Genomic DNA, 21,564 nt, shown 5'->3' with positions numbered 1-21,564 from the left:
TGTCGCTGACATGCGCCAGTAGTACGCTAACTGAACGAACCAGTTCCAGCGGGCGACGTGCGGGCCGATGCATATCGGCTCCGTGCAGGGACTGCTATAACTATCAAAACAAAGGCTTCTGAAATGAGAGTGCGGCTTCCACGGGTTTATGCAATCAACAAGAAGGTCGAGAAAAATTGGATTCGCCAGGTCGCGAGTCCTGAACTGGAAACCGAAGCAGATATCGTCCGGTTTATCGTTGAAGGTGCTGAGGGCTATGAAGTTTCTGCCGAGTCACTCCCGTTTCGCATTTTGGTACTGCGGGACGCTCCTCGCGACTTGACTGCTTTGAATGACTCAGCTGTGCTTAAGTGTTCGGCAACATTGGGCGAGGATGGAACTCTGGACACGGTGACGGGGACCTGGTTGCAGCATCCGTCCCAGCCTGCGGCTCCAAACGCAAGTCTCGATGCGAGCGCGAAAAGCGCCATAGCATCGTGGCGAGGCGCATTCAGATACGTTCTCGAAGATAGGGCTGCCGATGTGGTAGGCCTGCGTCCTCCGCAAGCTGGAGCCTTGCACGCGATACACGCCCATTGGTCGACCAGCAACGAAGTCGCGTCGGTGGTGCTGCCTACAGGCACGGGGAAGACAGAGACCATGCTGGGAGTTCTGACATCGACCCCATGCGAGCGGGTCATTGTTGTGGTCCCGACAGAAGCACTCCGTACGCAGATTGCTGAAAAATTCTTGACCCTAGGGCTGCTCAAGGCACACCAGAGCAACATCCTCGCTGAGAATGCACAATTACCGGTCGTCGGGCTCCTTGAGCACAGCATCCCAACTGTTGAAGGTCTGGCAGCTTTCTTTTCCACGTGCAACGTCGTTGTCACCACCAGTCACATTGCAGCCAAGATGACGCTGGAATGCCAGGCCCGCGTCGCCGAGCTGTGTTCGCATCTGTTCATCGACGAGGCGCATCACGCAGAGGCCCGAACATGGAAGCAGTTCAAAGCTCAGTTCGAAAAGCGGCGCGTCCTGCAGTTCACGGCGACTCCGTTCAGAGATGACGACAAGCAGATAGATGGCAGAATCATCTATCGCTATCCTTTGCGGCAAGCGCAGCGAGATGGATACTTCCGTCCGATTATCTTCCGGTCAGTCTTCGAGTTCGACCCGCGGAAGGCCGACCGAGCAATCGCCGAAGCCACAATTAGCGAGCTCAATGCCGACGCGACTGGCCTTCATGTTGCAATGGCTCGGGCATTAGACATATCGCGAGCGGAGCAGGTCTTCAAGACTTACGAAGAAATCGGTCGCTACAATCCCGTGCTGCTCCACAGTCGGCTAACGGCTTCAGAGCGCCGGGAGGCACTCGCGAAACTTGCGTCGAGAGAGTCACGGATAGTGGTGTGCGTCGATATGCTGGGCGAAGGCTTTGACATGCCTGAGCTCAAGATTGCAGCATTCCACGATACCCGTAAGAGCTTGCCCGTCACGCTTCAGCTTGCAGGACGCTTCACTCGAGCGAGAGCGGATTTGGGTGATGCAACTTTTATCGCGAATATCGCGAACCCGAGCGTAAAAGGGGACCTGGAAAAACTCTACAGCCAAGACCCAGACTGGAACGAGCTCTTGCCGGACCTGAGCGATTCTCAGATAGATGACCAGATTGAGTCACGCAAATTCCTCGAAGGATTCGAGCCGTTCTCGGGTGAAATTCCCATTCAGGAGATTCGCCCAGCCACCAGCATGGTTGTTTACCGCACGCGCTGCAGCGTCTGGAAGCCGAAAGACTTCCGCAAGGGTATCCATGGTGTCAAGGCGTCCGACAAGGTGCGCCATACGGTCAACCAGAGCGAAAACATGCTCGTGGTTGTCGTCGGAAGCAGCAAAGACGTTTCGTGGACAGATATTGAAGCGGTTCAGGATTGGCAGTGGGAACTGCTCGTTGCCATCTGGGACAAGGAGCGAGAGCTACTCTACATCCACGGCTCGTCGAAGAGCGGTGAGTATCGAACCTTAGCCAAGGCACTGTGCGGTGAGGACGTCGAGTTGATTCGCGACCCTGAGTTGTATCGTTGCTTTCACGACGTGAAGCGCCTTCTGCTCACGAATTTGGGCATGAACGAGCAGTTCGGTCGAAAGATACGATACATCTCGCGCATGGGTGCCGACGTCGCATCACAGCTTTCGGAGAAGTCGAAGAGAACTGCGCGTCGCGCGGTCATTTCAGGAATCGGCTTCGAACAGGGCGCCACGGCGACCATTGGTGCGACTAAGCGCGGTCGCGTCTGGTCTTTTCAGCGCCTTCGTCTTGAATCCTTTGCTCGGTGGTGCAGGCACGTAGGCGAGAAGGTCATCAACAAGGACATCAATCCAGAAGATGTCCTCAACGGGACCCTCATCCCGAAGCTGGTGAAGCAGCGTCCAGACGTTATGCCGATTGCAATCGAATGGCCGGATAGCATTTATCAGGACCACGAGAGTGTGTTTTCCGTGAAGGTCGGTGAGCACGGCGTCAAAACTGATTTTTGGGACCTCGAACTCGAGATGGTTGAGCGGTCCGAAACCGGAGAGTTGCGGTTCCGAATTGCGAGCGATTCGATGGAAACCGTTTTGCGTCTGGAAATCATTCCGGTTGCGGACGATTCGGTATCTACCTATCGCTTCGTGCAGGAGGGAGAGCCGGGATTACTGCACAGGCGGATGAAAGCGTGGACTCTGGCTGAGTTCTTCGAAGAGAATCCGCCTCAGATTTTCTTCGCCGATGGTTCCTATCTGGAAGGTAACCTACTCGTGACGCTGCCAGATACGTATGCGCCGTTTGACGCTTCTCGGATTGATGTTTGGGACTGGTCGGCGGTAGACATCAAAAAGGAAGCGCAGGGCGCAACCAGGGAGACGGATTCAATCCAGTACAAAGTAATCGAGGACCTGAAGGCTGCGAACAGATACGACCTCATCTACGACGATGACGGCTCGGGCGAGTCCGCTGACGTAGTTGGCATCAAGGTGACGGAAGAGGATGCACGTACAACCATCGCCGTCGATTTCTATCACCTCAAATATTCGCAAGATAGCGTTCCGGGCAGTCGAGTCGGCGACTTGTACGAGGTCTGCGGTCAGGCGCAAAAGAGCATCAGTTGGCTACAGAATCAACTTCGACACACCGAACTGTTCCTTCACCTGTTGCGGCGCGACCCGAAGGTGCGCAAGGGAGTTGCCCTGTCGAGGTACCAGACCGGTGACCGTGACATGCTTGTCGACATAAAAAACCAGAGTCGAACGGCGGCATTAAGGCTCCGCGTTTTTATTGTGCAACCTGGCCTGTCGCGCGAAAAAGTAAGCCCTGAGCAACTTTCCTTGCTGAGTGTGACCGAAAACTTTCTGCTCGAGACATATGGCGTGCCGTTCAGCGTGATTGGAAGCGCTTGAAGCTCGATACGCTCCCGTGTCCAAATCCACTCGTTCAGCATAAGCGCTGGTCAGTGTCAAAGAGCAAGGACCATCTGGCTACCGGCCGCATGGACCTGGGATTTCGTCGTCGCACCATCGTTGATGCCTTTTGCATTGCCTGTAAGCGTGTAGAGCTCAACATTGTGGATGCGCCAGCAAACCGACGGTTGATTGGCCCACGAAGTGATGATGCTGAAACCCTCCTCGCGGAGTTCAACCACGCGTGCGCGAGGGTCAACGATGTCGAGGAAGCGCATCGCCTCCAGTGTCGTTATCCCCGTGTACAGCTCATCGCCTCAAGCAGGCGTGCCCGCTGATGGTCCGCGGTGTTGTCTGGCCAGTTGGCGATAATGCGGTCGAATGATTGGAAGTTCTGCGGGTTGATGTGTTTTTACATTCAATGCAGTGTGAGTTATGACAGGACGTATTGTTCGCCTGTCGGCTAGAAACACTGCTACCGAAATACCATGCATTTCAGGCGCAAAAAATCCGGAGGAAATAGGATGGAAAACGGACGCTATTTCCTCTGGTCCTCACCGCTCGGCCGGATCCCGCTCTATTCCGAGTTCTGCGGCCACGGTGCTGAGCGCGTCGTGACGCACGATGGCCGCGGTCTCATCCGCGAACCCTCCCACGATGTTGGGAGCCTGAGCCTGAGCCTGCCGCTGGCTGTCGGTCATGGTGTCGGACGTCGGCAAACTGCGTTTTCGCACGACACTTGCCCCACTCATCGCCAGATGTGCTGTGTTCTCGCTGTCAGCTTTGGTTTTTTGCGCTTCGCATCAACGAGCGCTCGGATACTGTCGCGTTCGGCGGCAGTTAGCACCTCATAGACTTGACGTTCCAATGTCTCTTCCCACGCGCGCGACCACCGTCGTGATGAGTTGAACAGGTATTTCGCCGCAAGCTTCGTAGATGGAGTAGGCGAGGCGAAGAATGAGAGTGTGGCGCTGTTTCATCGGCAAGCTGCTAGCGGTCCGGGCCGGGACAATCGACGGCATGGTCTGGAGCCTCCGCAGCGGCTCTTGGAAGCTGCGTGTTCGGGCATCAGGAGTAAGCCAAAAAGTGGGCGCTGCAGTCAGCTCGGTTGCAAGGTCAGTCGCACTCTTGATGATGTCGCACACTTCGGACCCGGTCGGTGCCGAGTCAGGCTCCCCATCCTCGATACAGTCGACGAATCTGGCTGCGTTCGCACTTGAACGTGTTAAAAAGACCTACCCAATTGCGGAGACGGCAGCTCAAGCCGCAGGTCGAGTTGCGCACAACGCGATGCTCAAGCGTCAAGACTCCTGACCACAGTCTCAAGAGGGACAACTAGTCATGTACGACGACAAGTCCACGCATCAAGTAGAATTTTTTTGAGGCCCACCGACTATCTATTCGTATGGCGAAGTCTATTTCGAAGAAGCGGTGAAATACACATCACCAGGCGAGGATTGGCCTCAGGCGAATGTGCGCTGGCTGTTGACTGACCTCTCCAGCAAGCGCAGCGGCTAGCGCGACCTTGCATGAAAAGAACCGGTCTGCTATGGCTAATTTAAACCCAAGCCGGACTTGGAAGTGACGATTCAACTACAAGGCGATTTCTGGCGCCGCAACATAAAAGAGGGCGTTTTCGTGAGATTAAGCGTTCGATTCATCTGTCCGCTCATTTTTCCCCGCGACGGCCCACATAACGCTCTTTCACAAGAAGCAGGGCAGCGGCAGCTAAGGCACCGATGGTCGGCACCAGCAAAAGCGCGGGGTTCTCCAGCGCAAAGGTTAGAAATTCGCTCATGTCCGCATCAGTGTTGCCGCGCCCATTAAGCAAGCCAACAGGGTTGCTATTTCTGGACGTATCTAATGATTGAGGATACGCTTTTTTTACCTCGATGCGCGCGACGCGGGTGAGCCGCGATGACGACGGTTAATATCTACGTGGCCCGCGCAGGCGGGCACATGCTTCTTCGAGCAGCCACTCCTTGAAAGCAACGATGTATGCTGAATTCTCGTTACCCTATCTGGCGATAGGTGGCGCGTAGCTTTGTCCGCCAGTAATGAGAGCGTTCCCATCCCTGAACTAATAACTTTCTTGGGGCAGGGTTGGATGTTCGGTCAGCTTTGTCAGGCGGCCCGGAAGCGCTTCTGCATTGGCAATCCGTATCGAGCGCGGAAGAGGGGCCTCGAACCCCAATAGTGCGTGCAAATCAGTCGCGGCATTGTCCGGGCGCGGTCTAGACCGTTCTTGTGAAAAATTCGACCTTTCGCAACAAAATTGCCGCTTCACCGCGCCGGCCGGATAATCCTGCGGCCACCCCTTCGCCAGCAATTCCACCGCATCCCTCATAGCCATCTGTCGCATCTCGGCCTCCTTGCACGCCTCCTTAGAGTCGCCCACGCCTGTACTCTCCGTCCTCATTGCCTCCAGAAGCGATTGCACGCAAGCAACCCGGTCCATCGCCCGACGCATACGCACGAAACAGGCACCAGAAAGTCCAGCATCTCGTGCAGCGACCTCTGCGTACATGACGACGTCTGTCAGCAAAATCGCGAGCAGCTCTACGGCACTAGCTCGACATCGGTGGGTGCGAACTTGCTTCCAAACGCCTGCGCCTCAGTGTTCTTCGTGACCATCCCCTGTAAAGCGAGGCTGTTTAAACGCCCCCGCGTCGTCTCACCGAGCAGACCGGAGCGGCGGCAGCTTTGCCTTGAACTGGTCTTCTTTTGACTGCGCGGCATCAATGACCTTAGATGTATCTCAGGCGGATGCTTCCCGTCGAAGTAGGTCGATTGCGCGAGGTGAGCTATGAGCAAAAGCAGCGGTAGCAAGGGCGGGTAATCTGAGGGCAAGCGGTCCGCAGGCAGCGGTTCAAAGGCCGGAAGTCCCGCTGGAGGTCGTGGACCCACCGAATTCCTTGGTGGCAACTGGCCAAGCACCACCGGTGCGAAGTCGGGTGGCAATCCGGGAAACGCAATACCCGCTGCGGGCAAGAAGTAGCTGAACCATCCGTTGCTCGACATTCGTCTGGCGGCGATGCGACGCACCGGCCAGGTCCTCCACCCTCAATACGTTTTGCGAGCAAGTCCGCCGCATCTGCCGGTCCCACAAGCCTGTCGCCCAGATTTGGGAGGCGTTATGAGTGACAGCGGCGGTGCGAAGGGCGGACAAGCGGCAAGCCGTCATTCCGCCGGAAGTAGCTCAAAGGCGGCCAGTTCTGGCCGAGACCGTGTGCCTACTGGACTCGTTGGCGGACACTGTCTGAGCACTGCCGGCGGGAAGTCTGGCGGCCGTCGACGAAATGCACCATCTGGCACCAAAAGGTAGAGGACGCAAGAACAACTGTCTCCAGCCGATGGTTGTATAGGGTCGGATGAAGTTGCCCTTCTGCGGTCCAAGCAACGATGTCGATTGCTCCACTGGGCGCTCATGTAAAAGGTTGAATCGAAGGGACGCGGCCAAAATGGTAAGTTCGTGACCAGCAAAACTCGCCCAGTGCCAGTTGTGGCCAGTCTTAACTGATAAACGACTGAATCCGCATAGAGGCTGTTGTGGTCTTGCGACAGTACAACTCCGATGCTTCAGAATCTCAGGACATTGCGATATCGATGGGGCAAAGTTGGTATCGCGCTCTAACCACCGGGCAGAAACGACAAACATGTTGGCTGAGAGCGACGATTTCTGTGTTCAATTGAACGGAAACGGCGGACAGTAGAAGTTCCGCCGAATGATGGAAACGCTCTCTCATTGGGTTCGCCGGCCCGCACACAGTATGGATTGCCGGAGTATTATCGTAGTTAACACGCACCGAATTTTGCGCATGTTACACACTGGTATGCTCCGTGCTGCGACACGGGGGTAGGGCCGCACTAAGACGCGCCTCCGTCCGCGCCTCACATGGACGAGGGCTTTTGTTCTGCACGTTATGCAGAATATTTCGACGAACCGACTTGTTCCGAGCGGGCGTCGTTAGTCGTAGTAGGAGAACTGTCATGGCGTATTCCACTGACTACGAGTTAGTTGCTCTCGATGCAGGAAGCTTCGAGCAGTATGACGCGTGGATTCAGCAGTTGGCTATACGCTTTCGGAATGCTTTCGGAATGGCGCAGGAGTCATTCGCTCCTCCTGATATACGCCCGTCCTGCGAGTTCGACGATATTTGGGCGACTCAACCCGACAGTGGTCTGCGAGTTGCGGTGGTCGCTGGCGTTGACCGGGCGCGCGATTTGTCCGCCAAACTCGTCGCGGACCTGTGCGAACCCCGCACGGGAATGGCACGGCTGTTGATACCGAATTACATGCCGCTTCGGGCATTCAATCCGGTGGCGACGAAATTTAGCGATTTCGGCATAGTTGTTCAAAAAAGTGAGCAGAGTCGGCCGGACGAGATGTACGGTGAGGCTCGCCAGATTCTTATAAGGCATATCGAACAGCTTAGCCTGCCAGCGTAGCACCTACAACCGTTGCGAAATAGAGCCGCCAGTCTGTTCATCGACTGGCGGCAGACCTATGCATTCGTGGAGGGGCTCCGATGCCAAGAAATCAGATGCTGGGATTTCATCGTGTGAATACGCGCATGTATGACCTCACTGGACTTCGAACGGGTAGCGTGCGCGACCAATTTGTCCGCGCTATATCGCTGATAGAAGGTCTGTTTGATGATGTTAAAGAACTTTCCATCGCCAAGCCAGATATTGGTGTCTTGATTCTCGGCGCAGGTGTCTCTGGAGTTGCATGTGCAATGGTCGCCGCACAGAGAGGCATTGCAGTTACCGTTATTGAGAAAAAGCCGAAAGAATTTACAACGCTGACAGATGCGCGATTTCGTCGCGTGGCCCCCTATGAATATGATTGGCCGAGACCAGCTCCTCAATCGTTGAAAATGACATTTAGGTCTAACTTTCCGCTTACGTTTGAATCGAAAAGCGCGGCTGATTTGGCTATTGAGTGGCAAACGAAACTGGACCAGTTTGTAAAAACAAATTCCAATCTTAAAATACTTAACGGACTTAATGCGCGCAATTTTAACTTCGTGCCCACAAATGGATGGGTGGAAGCTTTTGGGCCTTGGATTAAAAATCAACCTTCAAGCACAAAAACTTTTGGCGCCGTTATCGCGTGCACAGGATTTATGCGCGAGCGTACGTGGGTGCGACAGAAAAGCGGGAATTACGCTCTCGTCCAGTTCGGTACAACTCGTTCCATTCCATTGCGAAGCTATAAGGGCTATAGATTTTGGTTAGATTCAGACTCTCTCGATGACAGAAATTTTGGAATTTCACCATTTGGCCCAAGCGTCAACTCGATACTTATATCCGGAGGCGGTGATGGGGCAATGCAGGACCTGCAACGGGCTGCGACGGGCTTGTTTGGAGAAAAGCTTTATGACCGGTTGAATAAATACTTGTGCGGAGAGTGTGTAACGGACAGACATCTTCTTGAAATCGTTTCTGCAGAGGACCGCGCTCGTCGAGCATGCGCTTGGAAAATGTCCAATCCCAACGATGCCTCGCCGGATTCAGAAATGCAACTTTGGGATGACGCCTTTAAAAAGGTAGTCAATGAAATTATTGGGTCGCACATTGAAAATTATCGAATCAGGCACGGACTTTCGAGGCACGTAGCTCGTGAAAGAGCATTAAAATACTTGGCTGAAAATTTGTTAAGGCAGGATTTTGGTTATCAAGACCAGCCGAAAATCACCTGGGTCACTAAAGAGCGTCATCTGGGTTTCGCGTATGCGTTGAACAGATTTCTTTCTCTTTTATTGATAGAAGTAATGGGTGGGGGATTTGCGGAGCCACATCTAGAACTGCGCTTAAATTCAAAAATTACTCGAATTGTGCGTGATGACCCAGCGGTCGATTGTTGCCATTATCCGGACAAATGTCACGGAAGAACTCATCATGTTGAGCTAAATAAGAGTGGTTCATTAGCACCATTTCAGATAATTATAATTCGACACGGCCTAATCTTTCCCAAGAACCCGTATCTTGGAGCCAAAGCGCCAGTACCTGAGCAATTGGTGCCGTACGAAGTTCCTTACTGAATCATTGTGCCCTTTTGTGACGTCAAAGGTGAACGAGCATTACGACGGTCAAGCATGCTTCAAAATGGATGGCTACACGCCGATTGGCGTGGTGGGAGCAATCACTCCATGGAATTTTCCTCTGCTGCTCGCCGTTTGGAAGCTTGCCCCGGCGCTGTTGGCCGGCAATACAGTCGTTCTCAAGCCGTCGCCGTACACGCCGCTGTGCACGCTGCTCTTCGGAGAGCTCTCGCGCGACATCCTGCCGCCCGGCGTACTCAACGTTGTATCGGGCGGCAACGAACTCGGCCAATGGCTCACCGAACACCCTGGCGTTGGCAAAATTTCATTCACCGGGTCGACGGCCACTGGCAAGTTGGTTTTGAAGAGCGCGGCCGCCAACATGAAGCGGGTGACGCTCGAACTGGGCGGCAATGACCCCGCAATTGTCCTGCCGGATGTGAATCCCGAGGAAATCGCCCGCAAGTTGTTCTGGGCGGCCTTCCAGAACAGCGCGCAGTTCTGCGTGGCGACGAAGCGCCTCTATGTGCACGAAGCCGTCTACGATGACCTGTGTCGCGAGCTCGCGGCGTATGCAGCAACCGTGGTGGTCGGCGACGGAGCGCAACGGGAGACACAACTCGGGCCGCTCCAAAACAGGATGCAGTACGAAAAAGTATGCGACCTGCTGCGAGACTGCGTTGCTGAAGGGCAAATGCTTCTAGCAGGCGGCGTCCCGAAGCACGACTCGGGCTATTTCGTACCTGTGACCCTCATCGACAATCCGCCGGACGATGCACGCTGCGTGACGGAAGAAGCGTTCGGTCCGGTGCTTCCGATTCTGAAGTATAAGGATATTGACGACGCTATCGCGCGTGCGAATGAGACCTGTTACGGTCTCGCGGCCTCTGTCTGGAGTACGGATACCGAAGCCGCAAACAAGGTCGCGGAAAGGCTCGAAGCGGGCACTGTATGGATTAACCAGATTCACCAGTTCTCGCGGCATGTGGCGTTTGGCGGCCACAAGGAGTCCGGTCTCGGAATAGAGAATTCGCTGCATGGACTTGCTGAGTATTGCAATCTGCAGACCATCATGACAGCGCAGCTCTAACGGCGGCTCACGGGCCAGTTGAGCAGAACTGCTGGCCTGCGTTGTTTGGAGTTCCAGCTCTCGCTGGAGTCTGCGTCAGGACGAATCGTTAGTTTCCATGCTACCTATAGCAAATCGTTGGTTCGAAACGGAGAAAATCTCTGACGGCATATCGCGCCTTTGGGAGCCGCATGCCGTTGAGCTTGTCAGATGCAACATTTGGCATGTGAGGGGGCGCGACCGTGACCTTGTGATTGATACTGGACTTGGTGTTGCCAGCCTGTACGATGCGCTCAACCGCACTGTCGGAAAGCCTATTACTGCGGTGGCTACACACACTCATCTTGACCACGTCGGCGGTCATCACGAGTTCTCACACACCGTTGTTCACCAGGCAGAAGCACAGAATCTTCGTTCCCCAGTGTGGCGAGGCACCTTGCTGTCGTCGGGATTGGGCGACGATTTTCTACAGTATCTGGATAGAGTAGGCTATCCCATTGAGGCAGACCTGCTTACTGCCTTGCCACATGCCGAGTACGACATGGCGAAGTATCAGGTGCAGGACTCGCACGTAAGCGAGATAGTAAAAGAGGGTGATGTAATCGACGTCGGAGACCGGGCGTACGAGGTTCTTCATCTGCCGGGTCACTCACCCGGTAGCATCGGACTTTGGGATGTGAGCACCGGTACGCTGTTTTCAGGTGATGCCATTTACGACGGGCCGTTGCTTGACGACATCGACGGAGCAGATGTTTCCGAATACATTCGCACACAATGAAGCGCTTGCGAGAACTGCCCGTCAACGTTGTGCATGCTGGCCACAACGAAAGCTTTGGGCGTGAGAGGTTGGTGCAGCTTATCGATATCTATTTGTCGAAACGGGAGTAGGTTAGGTTGTTCCTTGTCCGTGAACAGGAGGTGCGACTGCACTGCGCACACCGTTCAGTCCCGCTGTCGATTCGTTTGCTGAATGGTTTCGATTGTTCAAGCAGCAAGTCGACGCTCGTAGTACGGCGGGTTCCGGTCGTCAAGAATCGCGTACATCGCATTCAGATTCTTCGGGCTGGGATTCAGCTATGCATACATGTTCTCGGGCTCCCTCGGAATAGTTGTTCGGTTCCGTCTCAATGCTGCTTGAACCGCAATGGAAAGGGTACCAGGCTGATATGAGCGGTTGGGCTAACGCAGGGAACTCCGGTTGTTCAGAAAAAATGAGCAAGAGGCGTTGGACCGAAGAAAATTCCAAACTGGAGTGCGGGCTGCTCTACTACAGCTCGTGTATCGTGAGTCGCGCAAGGGACCCTTCGGTCAAACCTGCGTAGTAGGCCTCATTACGGAGAGCGAGCCTTGGCAGTCCGTGCAGGCGGTGGATGGAATATGTTGCAAAGCATTGGGACGATGCGAAGACACTTGGTTCCCATCGCAGATTTCACGCTTTCGTATGCGACCCGAAGTTCTTCGTGCGTGTCGGCGGAAAACTCCACTATGTAGTCGTATGGCCCTAATACCTCTACGCAGGTTCGGTCTGTGCTATTGCAGCATTCGGCAAGCGGCTGCTTGCCAGAGATTCCTTCACTGCCAGGTTTGCTTTGAATCAAAAGAATTCCCACCCGCTGTAGTGTGGGGTGCTCCTCGCTAGGGGTAAGTCCGCGTGCCTTCACGTCTCCAACGAATCGGGGATATTCGAGTAGTGTGAGGGAGCGGTTAAGGTACATCTTAAAGTGCTTACGTCCCGCGAGTACGCGCCCTGCGACTTCATCGAGTGCTACATACCGGAACTTCATGAAATAGAGATAATCTGGATGACAGTCACAAGCTTCTTTCTGGTTAGCATCCGGCGCCTCAGTATTGTCGGTGTCGTTAAGCCTGTCCCGGTGTACGGGCTCTCCAGATTGCTGTCCGCTCCGCTTCTCGCTGGCCAAAGGCGCCTCGCCGACGGCCGCATTCGAGGCTGGCCGCAACTTTTCGAGCGTCCCGCAAGCCAGATAGCGATATAGAAATTCCGACTTATTTTCTGCAATGAATTGCGTAGCGTGTTCCGTGACTTGGGACCTGTTATCGGTGTCGGAGCTTGAAAATACGTAGCACAGGCGCATTTCCTTTTGCGACAGACCGCCTTCCTCCTGCGTAGACTCTGGCATGCTAGGTGCCTCCTCGCAACTAAGGTGCTTCGACGAAACGGGTGAAGTCAAGAAGCGCCTGAGTCTCCAGGACGCCCTCGACGGGCCTTATCTTTGCGTTGATGGTAAGCGCAAGTTCGGCTAACTCTTTTCCATCATCTAAAGGACGCTTCCTTCGTAGTGGCCAGCCTGAGATGGCTCCCGGAATTTCCAATTTTGCGAGCAGGTCAAATTCCCCGTAGAGCACCGTTGCCGTGATGTCTTCCCGCGACAGATGCTGCAATACCTTTTTGGTCTCTCCTGCCTTGACGCGAATCAGGACGTAGGCCGCGAGATTGCGCCTCATCAAAAGCCGGGGAACGAGGAGCGAGACGATTGCGAAGATAATTGTGATGGGTGCTTTTTCTGCGCCTTGAGGCGCGCCGGCGACTACCGCGCTCAAAATCATTGCGAGAATCGCGTATTTCGCGCTCTGCTGAAGCCATTTGTCACTAAGCGTGTTCTCCCAAACAGTGGTGAACACTGGGCCGAAGGCAACCTGGATTAGGATTGCACCTAATGCGATGGTGAGGGCGGTGTCGAAGGGACCTTGCTGGGCAAGATGGAGTTTGATGTAGATGAGAACGGCGGCCCATAGCGCGGTGAGCAGATAGGCGTAGGCGAACTGGAAAAGCAGGACGACAATCGCTGCAAAAAGATTGGTGCTTTCCCGAACGATGATGGCCGCAAGATTCCAAACTCCGAATCCGCTGTAGATGAAAAGTCCGTAGATGAGGACGTCGGCAACACCGAAGTCCGCGCGGGCAAGCGCGACACCGACAATCATAGGCGGCAAAACTACAAGATTAAGTACCAACATCCGAACGCTCTTCCGTCTCAATGCTTCTCGCGTTGAAGGTGGGCTGCTCGACCGCTTACGCCGGTAGACACTCCAGAGTTCAAGAAGCGTTCTGTGTTCCTGAAAGTAGCCATAAAAAAAGAACCCCAATCCGCACAATGCGACCAGTAGCAGATATCCGCTTACCGCAGCCTTGGTCTGAGGTGCCTCCCTCCCACTCGCCGCCAACTTAAGCTTTCTCTCTTCCTCTATCTTTTCTTTCGCGAGGCCGTCCTCTCTATTACATGCATACCGCGTGTTTTCAAGAGGTTTGTTATTTTCGACGTGCAATGGGACCGTCGGAGCGAAGGCCAAATTTGCGATTAGCACGAAGACCCCCGTTACAACTATAAGCGCGGGCACCCAGGTGTCTTCGACAATAGAGGCGATTCCCTTCCTCGCGCGGTGGCTCGTATCGGCAAAAGTTTTTGGAATAAAGACGTTAAAAATAACCAGGCAAGCCCCAAATGAAAGGGTGACGAGGTCCATCTGATTGAAACCGGCGCCACCCAAACATCGTTGGTATTTTTCGCTGTCGAGAATAGGAATGCCGTCTCTATAGATTGCCATGCAGAATTTGTTGATGCCGGCGACCAGCAACACGAGCGCGAGCGCCATCCAACTTACTCGGCCCAAAGCAGGGCGGACCTCCTGGGCTGCGGCGAGGTGTTGTTTTCCGCGTAGGAAGATTTTCTGTAGTGTGACGACAAAAAGCGTTGCTAGCAGTCCGACCCCGACCGAAACGCCGAGTAAGGAGAACGGTCCATAGTTGACGGCAACAAGAATAATCCCGCAAATGAGGGGGATGGCGCCAGTTCCAACTTCCGCCCAAGTCAGTTCTTTTTCCATCACCACCTCTGTTCGTTTTTAAAAGCTTCGAAGACCGGTGAAGCGTAAAAATCGACTGATACGCCGAGAATCGGGCGCAAGCGCGCGCTGGCGGCAGGGAAAGCATATGGGGGTTATAGTAGGTTTGCGCTTGAACCGCGAATTATCGATAACCTCCGTTTGACAAGCACGTTCGGCGATAGCACATGCCCGCCAACCTTCATCATTTTTGGCGCTTATGTTCTCGTGAAGAGTTACTGCCGTAAGCAAAACGTCAAAAAATCTCGTCGTGTCGAAAGATGTTTTCACCAGAAGGCGTGCTGGCAAAGAGGGCTCAACTTGAGATTCAAAGCCGGCGGCCGATTCGTCATAGACCTTTGAGCCGAGGCAATGGCGGCGTCGATATTTAACGCATCTGGGGAAGTTTTCTCGGAGGACGATAAAACTGCTACGACAGATGGCAATTCCGGCTGGGCGGGTTTATTTCGAAGTTTTGAGCTGGACCAGATTCGGCGAGACGGCGACCAACCTGGCCGAATTCATGCCTGAGGCAATGTCGTCGATGACTGCTTGAGGTGTACCACCGAAATTGACGCAGTTCCAACCATTCTCAAGGGCCGACAACGCGGTGGGATTCCACGTGTTGTCGACAATGCCAAAGTATCGGTTAGTAATCAGGCGCAGACTATCCGAGTTGGAATCTTGACGAGCGCTGTCCATCTTGTGCTACGCCCCTGTTCGACGATGCGTCAGAAGCCAGCCTCGATGTACTAGGGCCACATTGGAAACCTCAGGCGCATGGTGGTGATATGGTGATGCCATAACTTAACCGCCAAATGGCTCAAGCAGCAAGTCGATGCTCATAGTACGGTCGGTCCCGGTCGTCAAGAATCGCGTACATCGCATTCAGATTCTTCGGGTCCGGGTTAAGCCATGCGTCTATATTTTCTGGCTTGATAGGAATGATGCAGCGGTCATGACCGGCGGCAGCAATTTCGGGCGGTGGTTCATCGGTTACCGCTGCGAATGAGAGCAAGTCTGGTTGGTCGGGCGCGCTCCATCGAGACCACAGGCAAGCGACATGCATCAACTCGCCGTTGCTTGGACGAAACTCGAGAACCACATTTTCGTTTTGTTCGTGGGTCTCGGATAGTGTCCCTTCGAAAGCCGCCTTTTTGACGTTTTCGTAAAAGACATCAACGAGCATCACTCCGTGCGTGTAGCCGAAGCACGGCTTCCAGAATCCCTCCAAGTTGTCTCGGCGGGCGTTATATGTGCCGGGATACTTCACGTCGTAAGCGGGCGGTTTGCCAGCAATTCGACATTGATAGCGCATTGGTTTCACGACGCGCTGTCCATTCTCCATCACCATGACGGGCGCGTAGTGGCCGGGAAAGATGCGCGAGTCGCGGGGCCTGAGTTCCGCGCGCTGAATGTCCTCAAGCTTGCCGAGAGCCCAGGCGATTTTGTCGGTGGCTATTCGCTGGCTTTCTGACGCCGCCTTGGTTGTCTTTGTCTGCAACGTCCGCTCTGCGTCAGCGAGGCGTTTGCGCTGCTTGAAAAGGTCCTGTTCAAGCTTTGTGGTCTGGTCGCCGTTGAATTGGTCGATGGCTGCTTTGATGGCGCGCTCTTCGTCGGTGTTCGGTTGCGCAAATGCATCCTCCATCGCCTTCGGCACTTTGGCTTTGCTCGCGCCCTCGGCTCGCTCGAAAAACAGGCGTGCGAATTCGTGGATGTCCATCAAGGCGCCGAACATGCGCACGAATTTTCGATAGTCCGCCACGATTTGAGCCGAGTAGCACATGAATGCCTCCGTTTCGTCGTCTCATAATACGCACATGCAGGGTGTCAGCAGAAATTCCTGCTTGCCGTGATAAGTCCACCGAGCAGGTGCGACATGTCGACCAGGCGTTGCGCAACGAGATGTCGCACTTCACCCTGGCATTGCCACGTCCCGTACACAGCCAGTAAAGACGCACCGAGCGCTTCCTTTCGCTGCTTCTCGAGAAGACTGGGCCAGACAATAACGTTCACGTTGCCCGTCTCGTCTTCGAGCGTCACAAACATTACGCCTTTTGCGGTGCCGGGCCGCTGGCGGACTGTCACCAGGCCGCACCCCCGAGCCAGTCGACCATCGCAGTAAGTGCGCAACGTCGATGCGGGCATTAGTCTGTTCTCAAGCAGTTGCGGTCGCAGCAACTCAAGCGGATGCCGCCCGAGGGTGAGTCCGGCAGAGCGGTAATCCGCAACGATGTCGTTCGCCTCCGTCGGCGCGCCTAGTTCCGGTGTTTCATCTTGGATTGCAGCAACGGCAAGCATATCCCGGTCCGGTACCGCAGCAACGGATTGCCACAATGCCTGCCTTCGATTTCCTGCAAGCGAGGTCAGCGCGTTGGCGTCCGCCAGCACGTGCAGGTCCTTCCGGTCGAGCTGAGCCCTGCGAGCCAGGTCGTTGACGCTTTCGAAGGGGCGGACCGCCCGGGCATTCTCAATCCGCTCAGCAGCCCCGTCCTTCATGCCGCGAAGCAGCGACAGACCGAGGCGAACGGCTGGACGCGGTGCACCTGCGCGCGATTCAAGTGACGAATCCCATCCGCTTATGGTCACGTCCACCGGAAGCACTTTGACTTCATGTCGTTGAGCGTCCTGCACCAGCTGCGAAGGCGAATAGAATCCCATCGGCTGCGAGTTCAGCATCGCTGCGAGAAATGCCTCAGGTTCGTGACATTTCAGCCAGCTACTCGCGTACACGAGCAACGCGAAACTGGCCGCATGGCTTTCAGGGAACCCGTATTCGCCGAAGCCCTTTATCTGCTCGAAGATGCCCTCCGCGAACGCCAGGTCGTAACCGCGTTCCTGCATGCCGTTCACGATACGGTCGTAGTATTTTTCCAGCCCACCTTTGCGTTTCCATGCGGCCATCGCCCGTCGCAACTGGTCAGCCTCGCCGGCAGTGAAGCCCGCAGCCAGAATGGCAACCTGCATGACCTGTTCCTGGAAAATGGGGACGCCGAGCGTCCGGCCCAATGCGGTCTTCAGGGCGTCGCTCGGATATGTGACCGGTTCAAAACCCTGCCTGCGCTGCAGATACGGATGAACGGCGCCACCCTGAATTGGGCCGGGCCGCACAATGGCTACTTCGATGACGAGGTCGTAGAACGTCCGAGGCTGCATGCGTGGCAGCATCGACATCTGCGCGCGAGATTCAATCTGGAACACGCCGACTGTATCGGCGGCAGAAATCATGTCGTAGGTCGCAGCATCTTCCGGCGGGATATCCTGCATCTCAAAGCGCTCACCACGCTGCTCCGACACAATGTCCAGAGTGCGACGAATCGCAGACAGCATACCCAACGCGAGCACATCGATTTTCAGAAGTCCAAGCGCTTCGAGGTCGTCCTTGTCCCATTCGATGACGGAACGGTCAGCCATTGCTGCATTTTCCACGGGAACCAGCCGCGTGAGCTTGCCTCGGCTGATGACAAAGCCACCGGAATGCTGGGACAGATGCCGGGGAAAGCCGAGTAACTGCGACGCGAGTCTCGCCCATGCCTGGATGAGTGGCTTCTCCGGGTCCAGCCCGGATTCTGCAAAGCGTGCGAGCAGGTCCTGACTCGTATCGAACCAGTGATGGCTCTTCGCGACCACATCGACAATCTGCGGGTCGATGCCCAGCGCTTTCCCTGTTTCGCGCAACGCACCGCGTGGTCGATAGGTCGACACGGCAGCCGCAATCGCTGCGCGGTGGCGACCATATTTGCGATAGATGTACTGGATGACTTCTTCCCGTCGCTGGTGCTCGAAGTCGACGTCGATATCGGGCGGCTCGCCGCGCTCCTTGCTGATGAATCGCTCGAAGAGCATGTTGCCGCGCGCCGGGTCGACTTCGGTAATGCCGAGGCAATAGCAGACCGCGGAATTGGCAGCCGAGCCGCGACCTTGACACAGGATGTGCTCGCCACGGGCAAAGCGGACGATGTCGTAGACGGTCAGAAAGTACGGCTCGTACTGAAGGTCCGCGATGAGTCCGAGTTCGTGCTCTATCTGCTCCTGAACAGTGTGCGGAATGCCCGACGGGAAACGTCGTTGCGCACCAATGTATGTTTCCTGCCGAAGATAGGCCGCCGGTGTGAAACCTGACGGCACCAGTTCGTCCGGATATTCGTAGCGCAGTTCATCGAGCGAAAACGTGCACCGACTCGCGATGTCCACGGTCGCGGCGAGCGCGTCAGCAGGGTAGAGATTGGCGAGCCGTAATCGCGAGCGCAGATGCTGCTCGGCATTTGGCGCGAGGTCATAGCCGCACTCGTGCACCGGCTTGCGGACGCGGATGGCGGTCATGGTGTCCTGCAGTGGCTTGCGCGAGCGCACGTGCATGACTACGTACCCGAGCGCGACGACGGGCACATCCAGATTGCGGGCAACGAACTCGACCGAACCGCGGTGGATGTCGTCCATCGCTCGTTGATGTAGCACCAACCCCACCCAGGCGCGGCCGGTAAAGGTGTCGTCTAGCCACTCAACCTGTGCGGCGAGCACGTCTTCCTTGACCGGGAATTCGGGTACCAGGACAGCGAGACAATCCGGCATCCCGTGCAGATGCCAATATGCCTTTTCGGGTCGCGACAGGTCCTGCGGTGTCAGGCGATATTCCCCTTTCGGCGCGCGCGTACGGGCGAGCGTAACCAGCTCAGACAGGTTGCCGTAGCCTTCCCGATTCTTCGCCAGCAGAATCAGCCCGAACGCGGGGGAGCCGTCGGCATTGACCAGCCGGAAGTACGAGCCGACGATAAACGGCAACCCGACTTTCTTCGCGGCGACGTGGGCGCGGACGACGCCTGCGAGCGAACATTCGTCGGTGACCGCGAGCGCTGAGTAACCCAGTTGTGCGGCACGCTCAGACAGTTCCTCGGCATGGGACGCTCCATGCAGGAAGCTGAAATTCGAGAGGCAGAAAAGCTCGGCATACGCCGGCAGGACATTGAATGTAGTGTCCATGACGCATCAGCCGAACAGTCCGTGCAGGAACCAGCGCTGCTCTTCCTCGGCATCGCGGCTGCTAACGCGCTCGCGGTATATCCAGTAGCAGCTCTGGTCGTGCGCCTGCGCAACGAAGTAATCACGCGTCACCAGTTCACCATCAAACCAGCCGGCTTCGATGCGCTCGCCCGGGGAAACCATCCGCAACGGAGAACCATAGAAGGGACGATGCTGACGCATCAACAGCCTAACGGGGTTGTCCAGCATCCACGTCGGCCTCGGAAGGCCCAGCGGAAGTGCGTCCTGCTTTGACTTTTGCGCTACCGGGAGCCAGCGGTTCGCAATCTCAGGGCGATGGTCGGCACTCGGTGCGGCCCGAAGAACATTCTCTTCGCCCAGCCGCGCGACGAGAAGCTCAAGAAGCCTTGCGTGGTCTTCCTTGGAGCCGCCGGGCTCCGGGAAGAGCGTGTCTGAAGCTGGCGCCGCGGACTCCACCCGGGATGCGTCGAGCCGCAATGCGATGACGGGCGCAGTAAGCTCAATGCGGTGGAGCCGCTCCTTGAGCAACCTGACAAGATGTTCCTCTTTCCACGTAGGCTCGCCCAATGCGATGTCGATGGCCGTCGGCGCGATGGCGTCGCGGCCACGCTCATGCTCTAGGAGCAGCCTGATGCCGGTAACAGCCAACTGCTTGGCGCACAGCCAGCCGCACAGTTGAACTATGAGCCGATGTGCAGCACACACGGCACCGTCCGCATGCTCGATGCGGTCTGGCAATTCGATGCGCACCGAAAAATTGGGTGGCAATTCAAGCCACTCGAACAGTTCGGGCGCGGTTCCGAACGCACGGTCCAGCGAGTCGAGCAGGTGTTCACCACATCGTTTCTGCAAGCCGGCGCGGGGCAGGCGCCTTATGTCGGCGACGGTCTCGCAGCCGAGCCCTGAGAACCACTCACCGAACGGCCGCACTTCGGGAACCGCCATCATTGGGAGGGAGGACAGGCGTTGCTCGAGCGATGCCAGTTTGAGTACACGACGATTGCCAGACTTGGCAAGCAGCCATCCGCCCTGACCGGTGGGCGCTGCGCTAATGCGAGCAGTTAGCCCGAGTGTCCTGAGTACAGCCTTCGCTTCGCGACACAGCGCAAGCAGCCCGCCAAAGAGCCGCAAGCTGGCGCCGACTTCGACTACGACGGTCGCTTCAGCGAGCAAGGCAACCTCCGGTGAGAAGCGCATCAGTGCAACTCCGACTTCCCGTTGCGCGGTGTCCTCCTTGCCCGCGTCGCGTTCGTGCATCTCGGTTTCTGGCGATAGCGTCAACACACCGCCGCGCTTCATTCCGAGGCGTACTCCTGCAGCGCGAGCCGCGTTGTCAGCGATGACAACCTTGTCTTTCTCAAGGACAGCACTCCCATGCGGCGGCTCAGGTGACCACTTCGGTCGGAAGACCTCGAGCGGCAACTTCGGCAAGTGGACGGCGAGAAAGACGCGCATGTTGGGAAAGCAGAACAGGAGTTGGCTGAAGGGGAATCGACAGAGGCTCTGCGCGAGAGGGCCCTCGTCGTTTCACAATGTCGACGGTCAGACCGTCCGCTGATGGTCTCAAAGCGAGCCGCAATAGCGCGGGCGATGAATCCTGCGCGGCGGCCAGTGGTCTGACCATCACAAACAGGGTCTCGGATGATTGCGCCGCCAGATGCAGCCGGCGAAGCGATGAGGCTTGCGCGTACTGCGTCCAGAAAATGAGTGCGCCGCAGCTACCTGCGCGCAGAATCTGCTCGGCCGACCAGAGCGCATCGGCTGTCTTCTGCGCTTTGACCCGCAGGACCTGCTCGATGGGAAGTCCGATGTAGCTCAATCCGAGTCCGCTTGGCGTGTGGGGCGGCTGTACGAAAGCAACAGGCCGATTCGCACTCGCACTCAGTGCTGGGCGCAAAAGCCTTAGCTCTCCCACGCCGGGTTGCTGGACCAGCAAATCGATAAGCGCGCCGACGGGCCAGCCTCCGCCGGGAAGCTCTGCGGATAGCGCCGCGTAGCCCGTTTCGACAACGCGGCCGCGGCCACGCGCGAGCTGGGACGCTCGCCATAGCGACGGATGAATCTCTTCGGCGGTGGCGGCTGCGCTAGTCACGTGGCATCAAGGTACTGTATATTTATACAGTATCGTACACGCAAATCCACGAGAGTGAACTGACACTTTTAAACTCTTGGCGCGGATATGTAAGA

General features: G+C 56.1%; 15 protein-coding genes. 5 read left to right on the top strand and 10 right to left on the bottom strand.

Annotated features, from left to right (window positions below; all coding sequences use genetic code 11):
- The first annotated feature begins 123 nt into the window (after positions 1-123).
- Entirely contained in the window at positions 124-3,417 is a 3,294-nt protein-coding gene (locus ABH945_RS18530; protein ID WP_429251476.1) for a DEAD/DEAH box helicase, read from the top strand.
- Positions 3,418-3,473: 56 nt separating this feature from the next.
- Here ABH945_RS18530 and ABH945_RS18525 read toward each other — a convergent pair whose 3' ends face one another.
- The 4 genes from ABH945_RS18525 to ABH945_RS18510 form a co-directional block, all read right to left on the bottom strand.
- Positions 3,474-3,695, bottom strand: a complete 222-nt coding sequence (locus ABH945_RS18525; RefSeq protein ID WP_429251475.1) for a helix-turn-helix domain-containing protein — start codon at positions 3,693-3,695, stop codon at positions 3,474-3,476.
- 276 nt (positions 3,696-3,971) lie between these two features.
- The gene (locus tag ABH945_RS18520) at positions 3,972-4,118 is read right to left on the bottom strand and encodes a hypothetical protein (protein ID WP_429251474.1); all 147 of its coding nucleotides are present in this window, start codon (positions 4,116-4,118) and stop codon (positions 3,972-3,974) included.
- A gap of 968 nt (positions 4,119-5,086) precedes the next feature.
- Positions 5,087-5,215 (bottom strand): hypothetical protein, encoded by a 129-nt coding sequence (locus ABH945_RS18515; RefSeq protein WP_429251473.1) that lies wholly within the window; start codon positions 5,213-5,215, stop codon positions 5,087-5,089.
- Between the two features lie 282 nt (positions 5,216-5,497).
- Positions 5,498-5,779 carry a hypothetical protein gene (locus ABH945_RS18510; protein ID WP_429251472.1) on the bottom strand — a complete coding sequence of 94 codons (282 nt, stop codon included), beginning with the start codon at positions 5,777-5,779 and terminating at the stop codon, positions 5,498-5,500.
- A 1,628-nt stretch (positions 5,780-7,407) separates the two neighbouring features.
- Here ABH945_RS18510 and ABH945_RS18505 point away from each other — a divergent pair.
- The 4 genes from ABH945_RS18505 (at position 7,408) to ABH945_RS18490 (ending at position 11,311) form a co-directional block, all read left to right on the top strand.
- A complete protein-coding gene (locus tag ABH945_RS18505; RefSeq protein WP_429251471.1) occupies positions 7,408-7,866 on the top strand; it encodes a hypothetical protein in 459 nt (152 codons plus the stop codon).
- Positions 7,867-7,946: 80 nt separating this feature from the next.
- Positions 7,947-9,464: a hypothetical protein gene (locus tag ABH945_RS18500; RefSeq protein WP_429251470.1), complete on the top strand. Its 1,518-nt coding sequence runs from the start codon at positions 7,947-7,949 to the stop codon at positions 9,462-9,464.
- A gap of 28 nt (positions 9,465-9,492) precedes the next feature.
- Entirely contained in the window at positions 9,493-10,554 is a 1,062-nt protein-coding gene (locus ABH945_RS18495; RefSeq protein ID WP_429251469.1) for an aldehyde dehydrogenase family protein, read from the top strand.
- 229 nt (positions 10,555-10,783) lie between these two features.
- Complete coding sequence (locus tag ABH945_RS18490; RefSeq protein ID WP_429251468.1) at positions 10,784-11,311, top strand: MBL fold metallo-hydrolase; 528 nt, start codon at positions 10,784-10,786, stop codon at positions 11,309-11,311.
- Positions 11,312-11,864: 553 nt separating this feature from the next.
- Here the strand turns inward: ABH945_RS18490 and ABH945_RS18485 are convergent.
- The 6 genes from ABH945_RS18485 to imuA all read right to left on the bottom strand — a co-directional run bounded on the left by ABH945_RS18485 (position 11,865) and on the right by imuA (position 21,469).
- Positions 11,865-12,674, bottom strand: a complete 810-nt coding sequence (locus ABH945_RS18485; RefSeq protein WP_429251467.1) for a hypothetical protein — start codon at positions 12,672-12,674, stop codon at positions 11,865-11,867.
- Positions 12,675-12,693: 19 nt separating this feature from the next.
- Positions 12,694-14,379 (bottom strand): hypothetical protein, encoded by a 1,686-nt coding sequence (locus ABH945_RS18480; protein ID WP_429251466.1) that lies wholly within the window; start codon positions 14,377-14,379, stop codon positions 12,694-12,696.
- An 820-nt stretch (positions 14,380-15,199) separates the two neighbouring features.
- Positions 15,200-16,162, bottom strand: coding sequence for an SOS response-associated peptidase family protein (locus ABH945_RS18475; RefSeq protein WP_429251465.1), 963 nt, complete (start codon positions 16,160-16,162; stop codon positions 15,200-15,202).
- Positions 16,163-16,206: 44 nt separating this feature from the next.
- Entirely contained in the window at positions 16,207-19,356 is a 3,150-nt protein-coding gene (locus tag ABH945_RS18470; protein WP_429251464.1) for an error-prone DNA polymerase, read from the bottom strand.
- 6 nt (positions 19,357-19,362) lie between these two features.
- Positions 19,363-20,832 (bottom strand): Y-family DNA polymerase, encoded by a 1,470-nt coding sequence (locus ABH945_RS18465; protein WP_429251463.1) that lies wholly within the window; start codon positions 20,830-20,832, stop codon positions 19,363-19,365.
- Positions 20,762-21,469 carry a translesion DNA synthesis-associated protein ImuA gene (gene imuA, locus ABH945_RS18460; protein WP_429251462.1) on the bottom strand — a complete coding sequence of 236 codons (708 nt, stop codon included), beginning with the start codon at positions 21,467-21,469 and terminating at the stop codon, positions 20,762-20,764. The genes ABH945_RS18465 and imuA overlap by 71 nt, the downstream gene beginning before the upstream one ends.
- Positions 21,470-21,564 lie beyond the last annotated feature (95 nt).

It is taken from the genome of Paraburkholderia sp. GAS333 (assembly GCF_050435665.1).
Taxonomy (GTDB): domain Bacteria; phylum Pseudomonadota; class Gammaproteobacteria; order Burkholderiales; family Burkholderiaceae; genus Paraburkholderia; species Paraburkholderia fungorum_A.
Note: the sequence above shows the minus strand (reverse complement) of the source record. Positions and strands in the feature narration are given on the sequence as shown.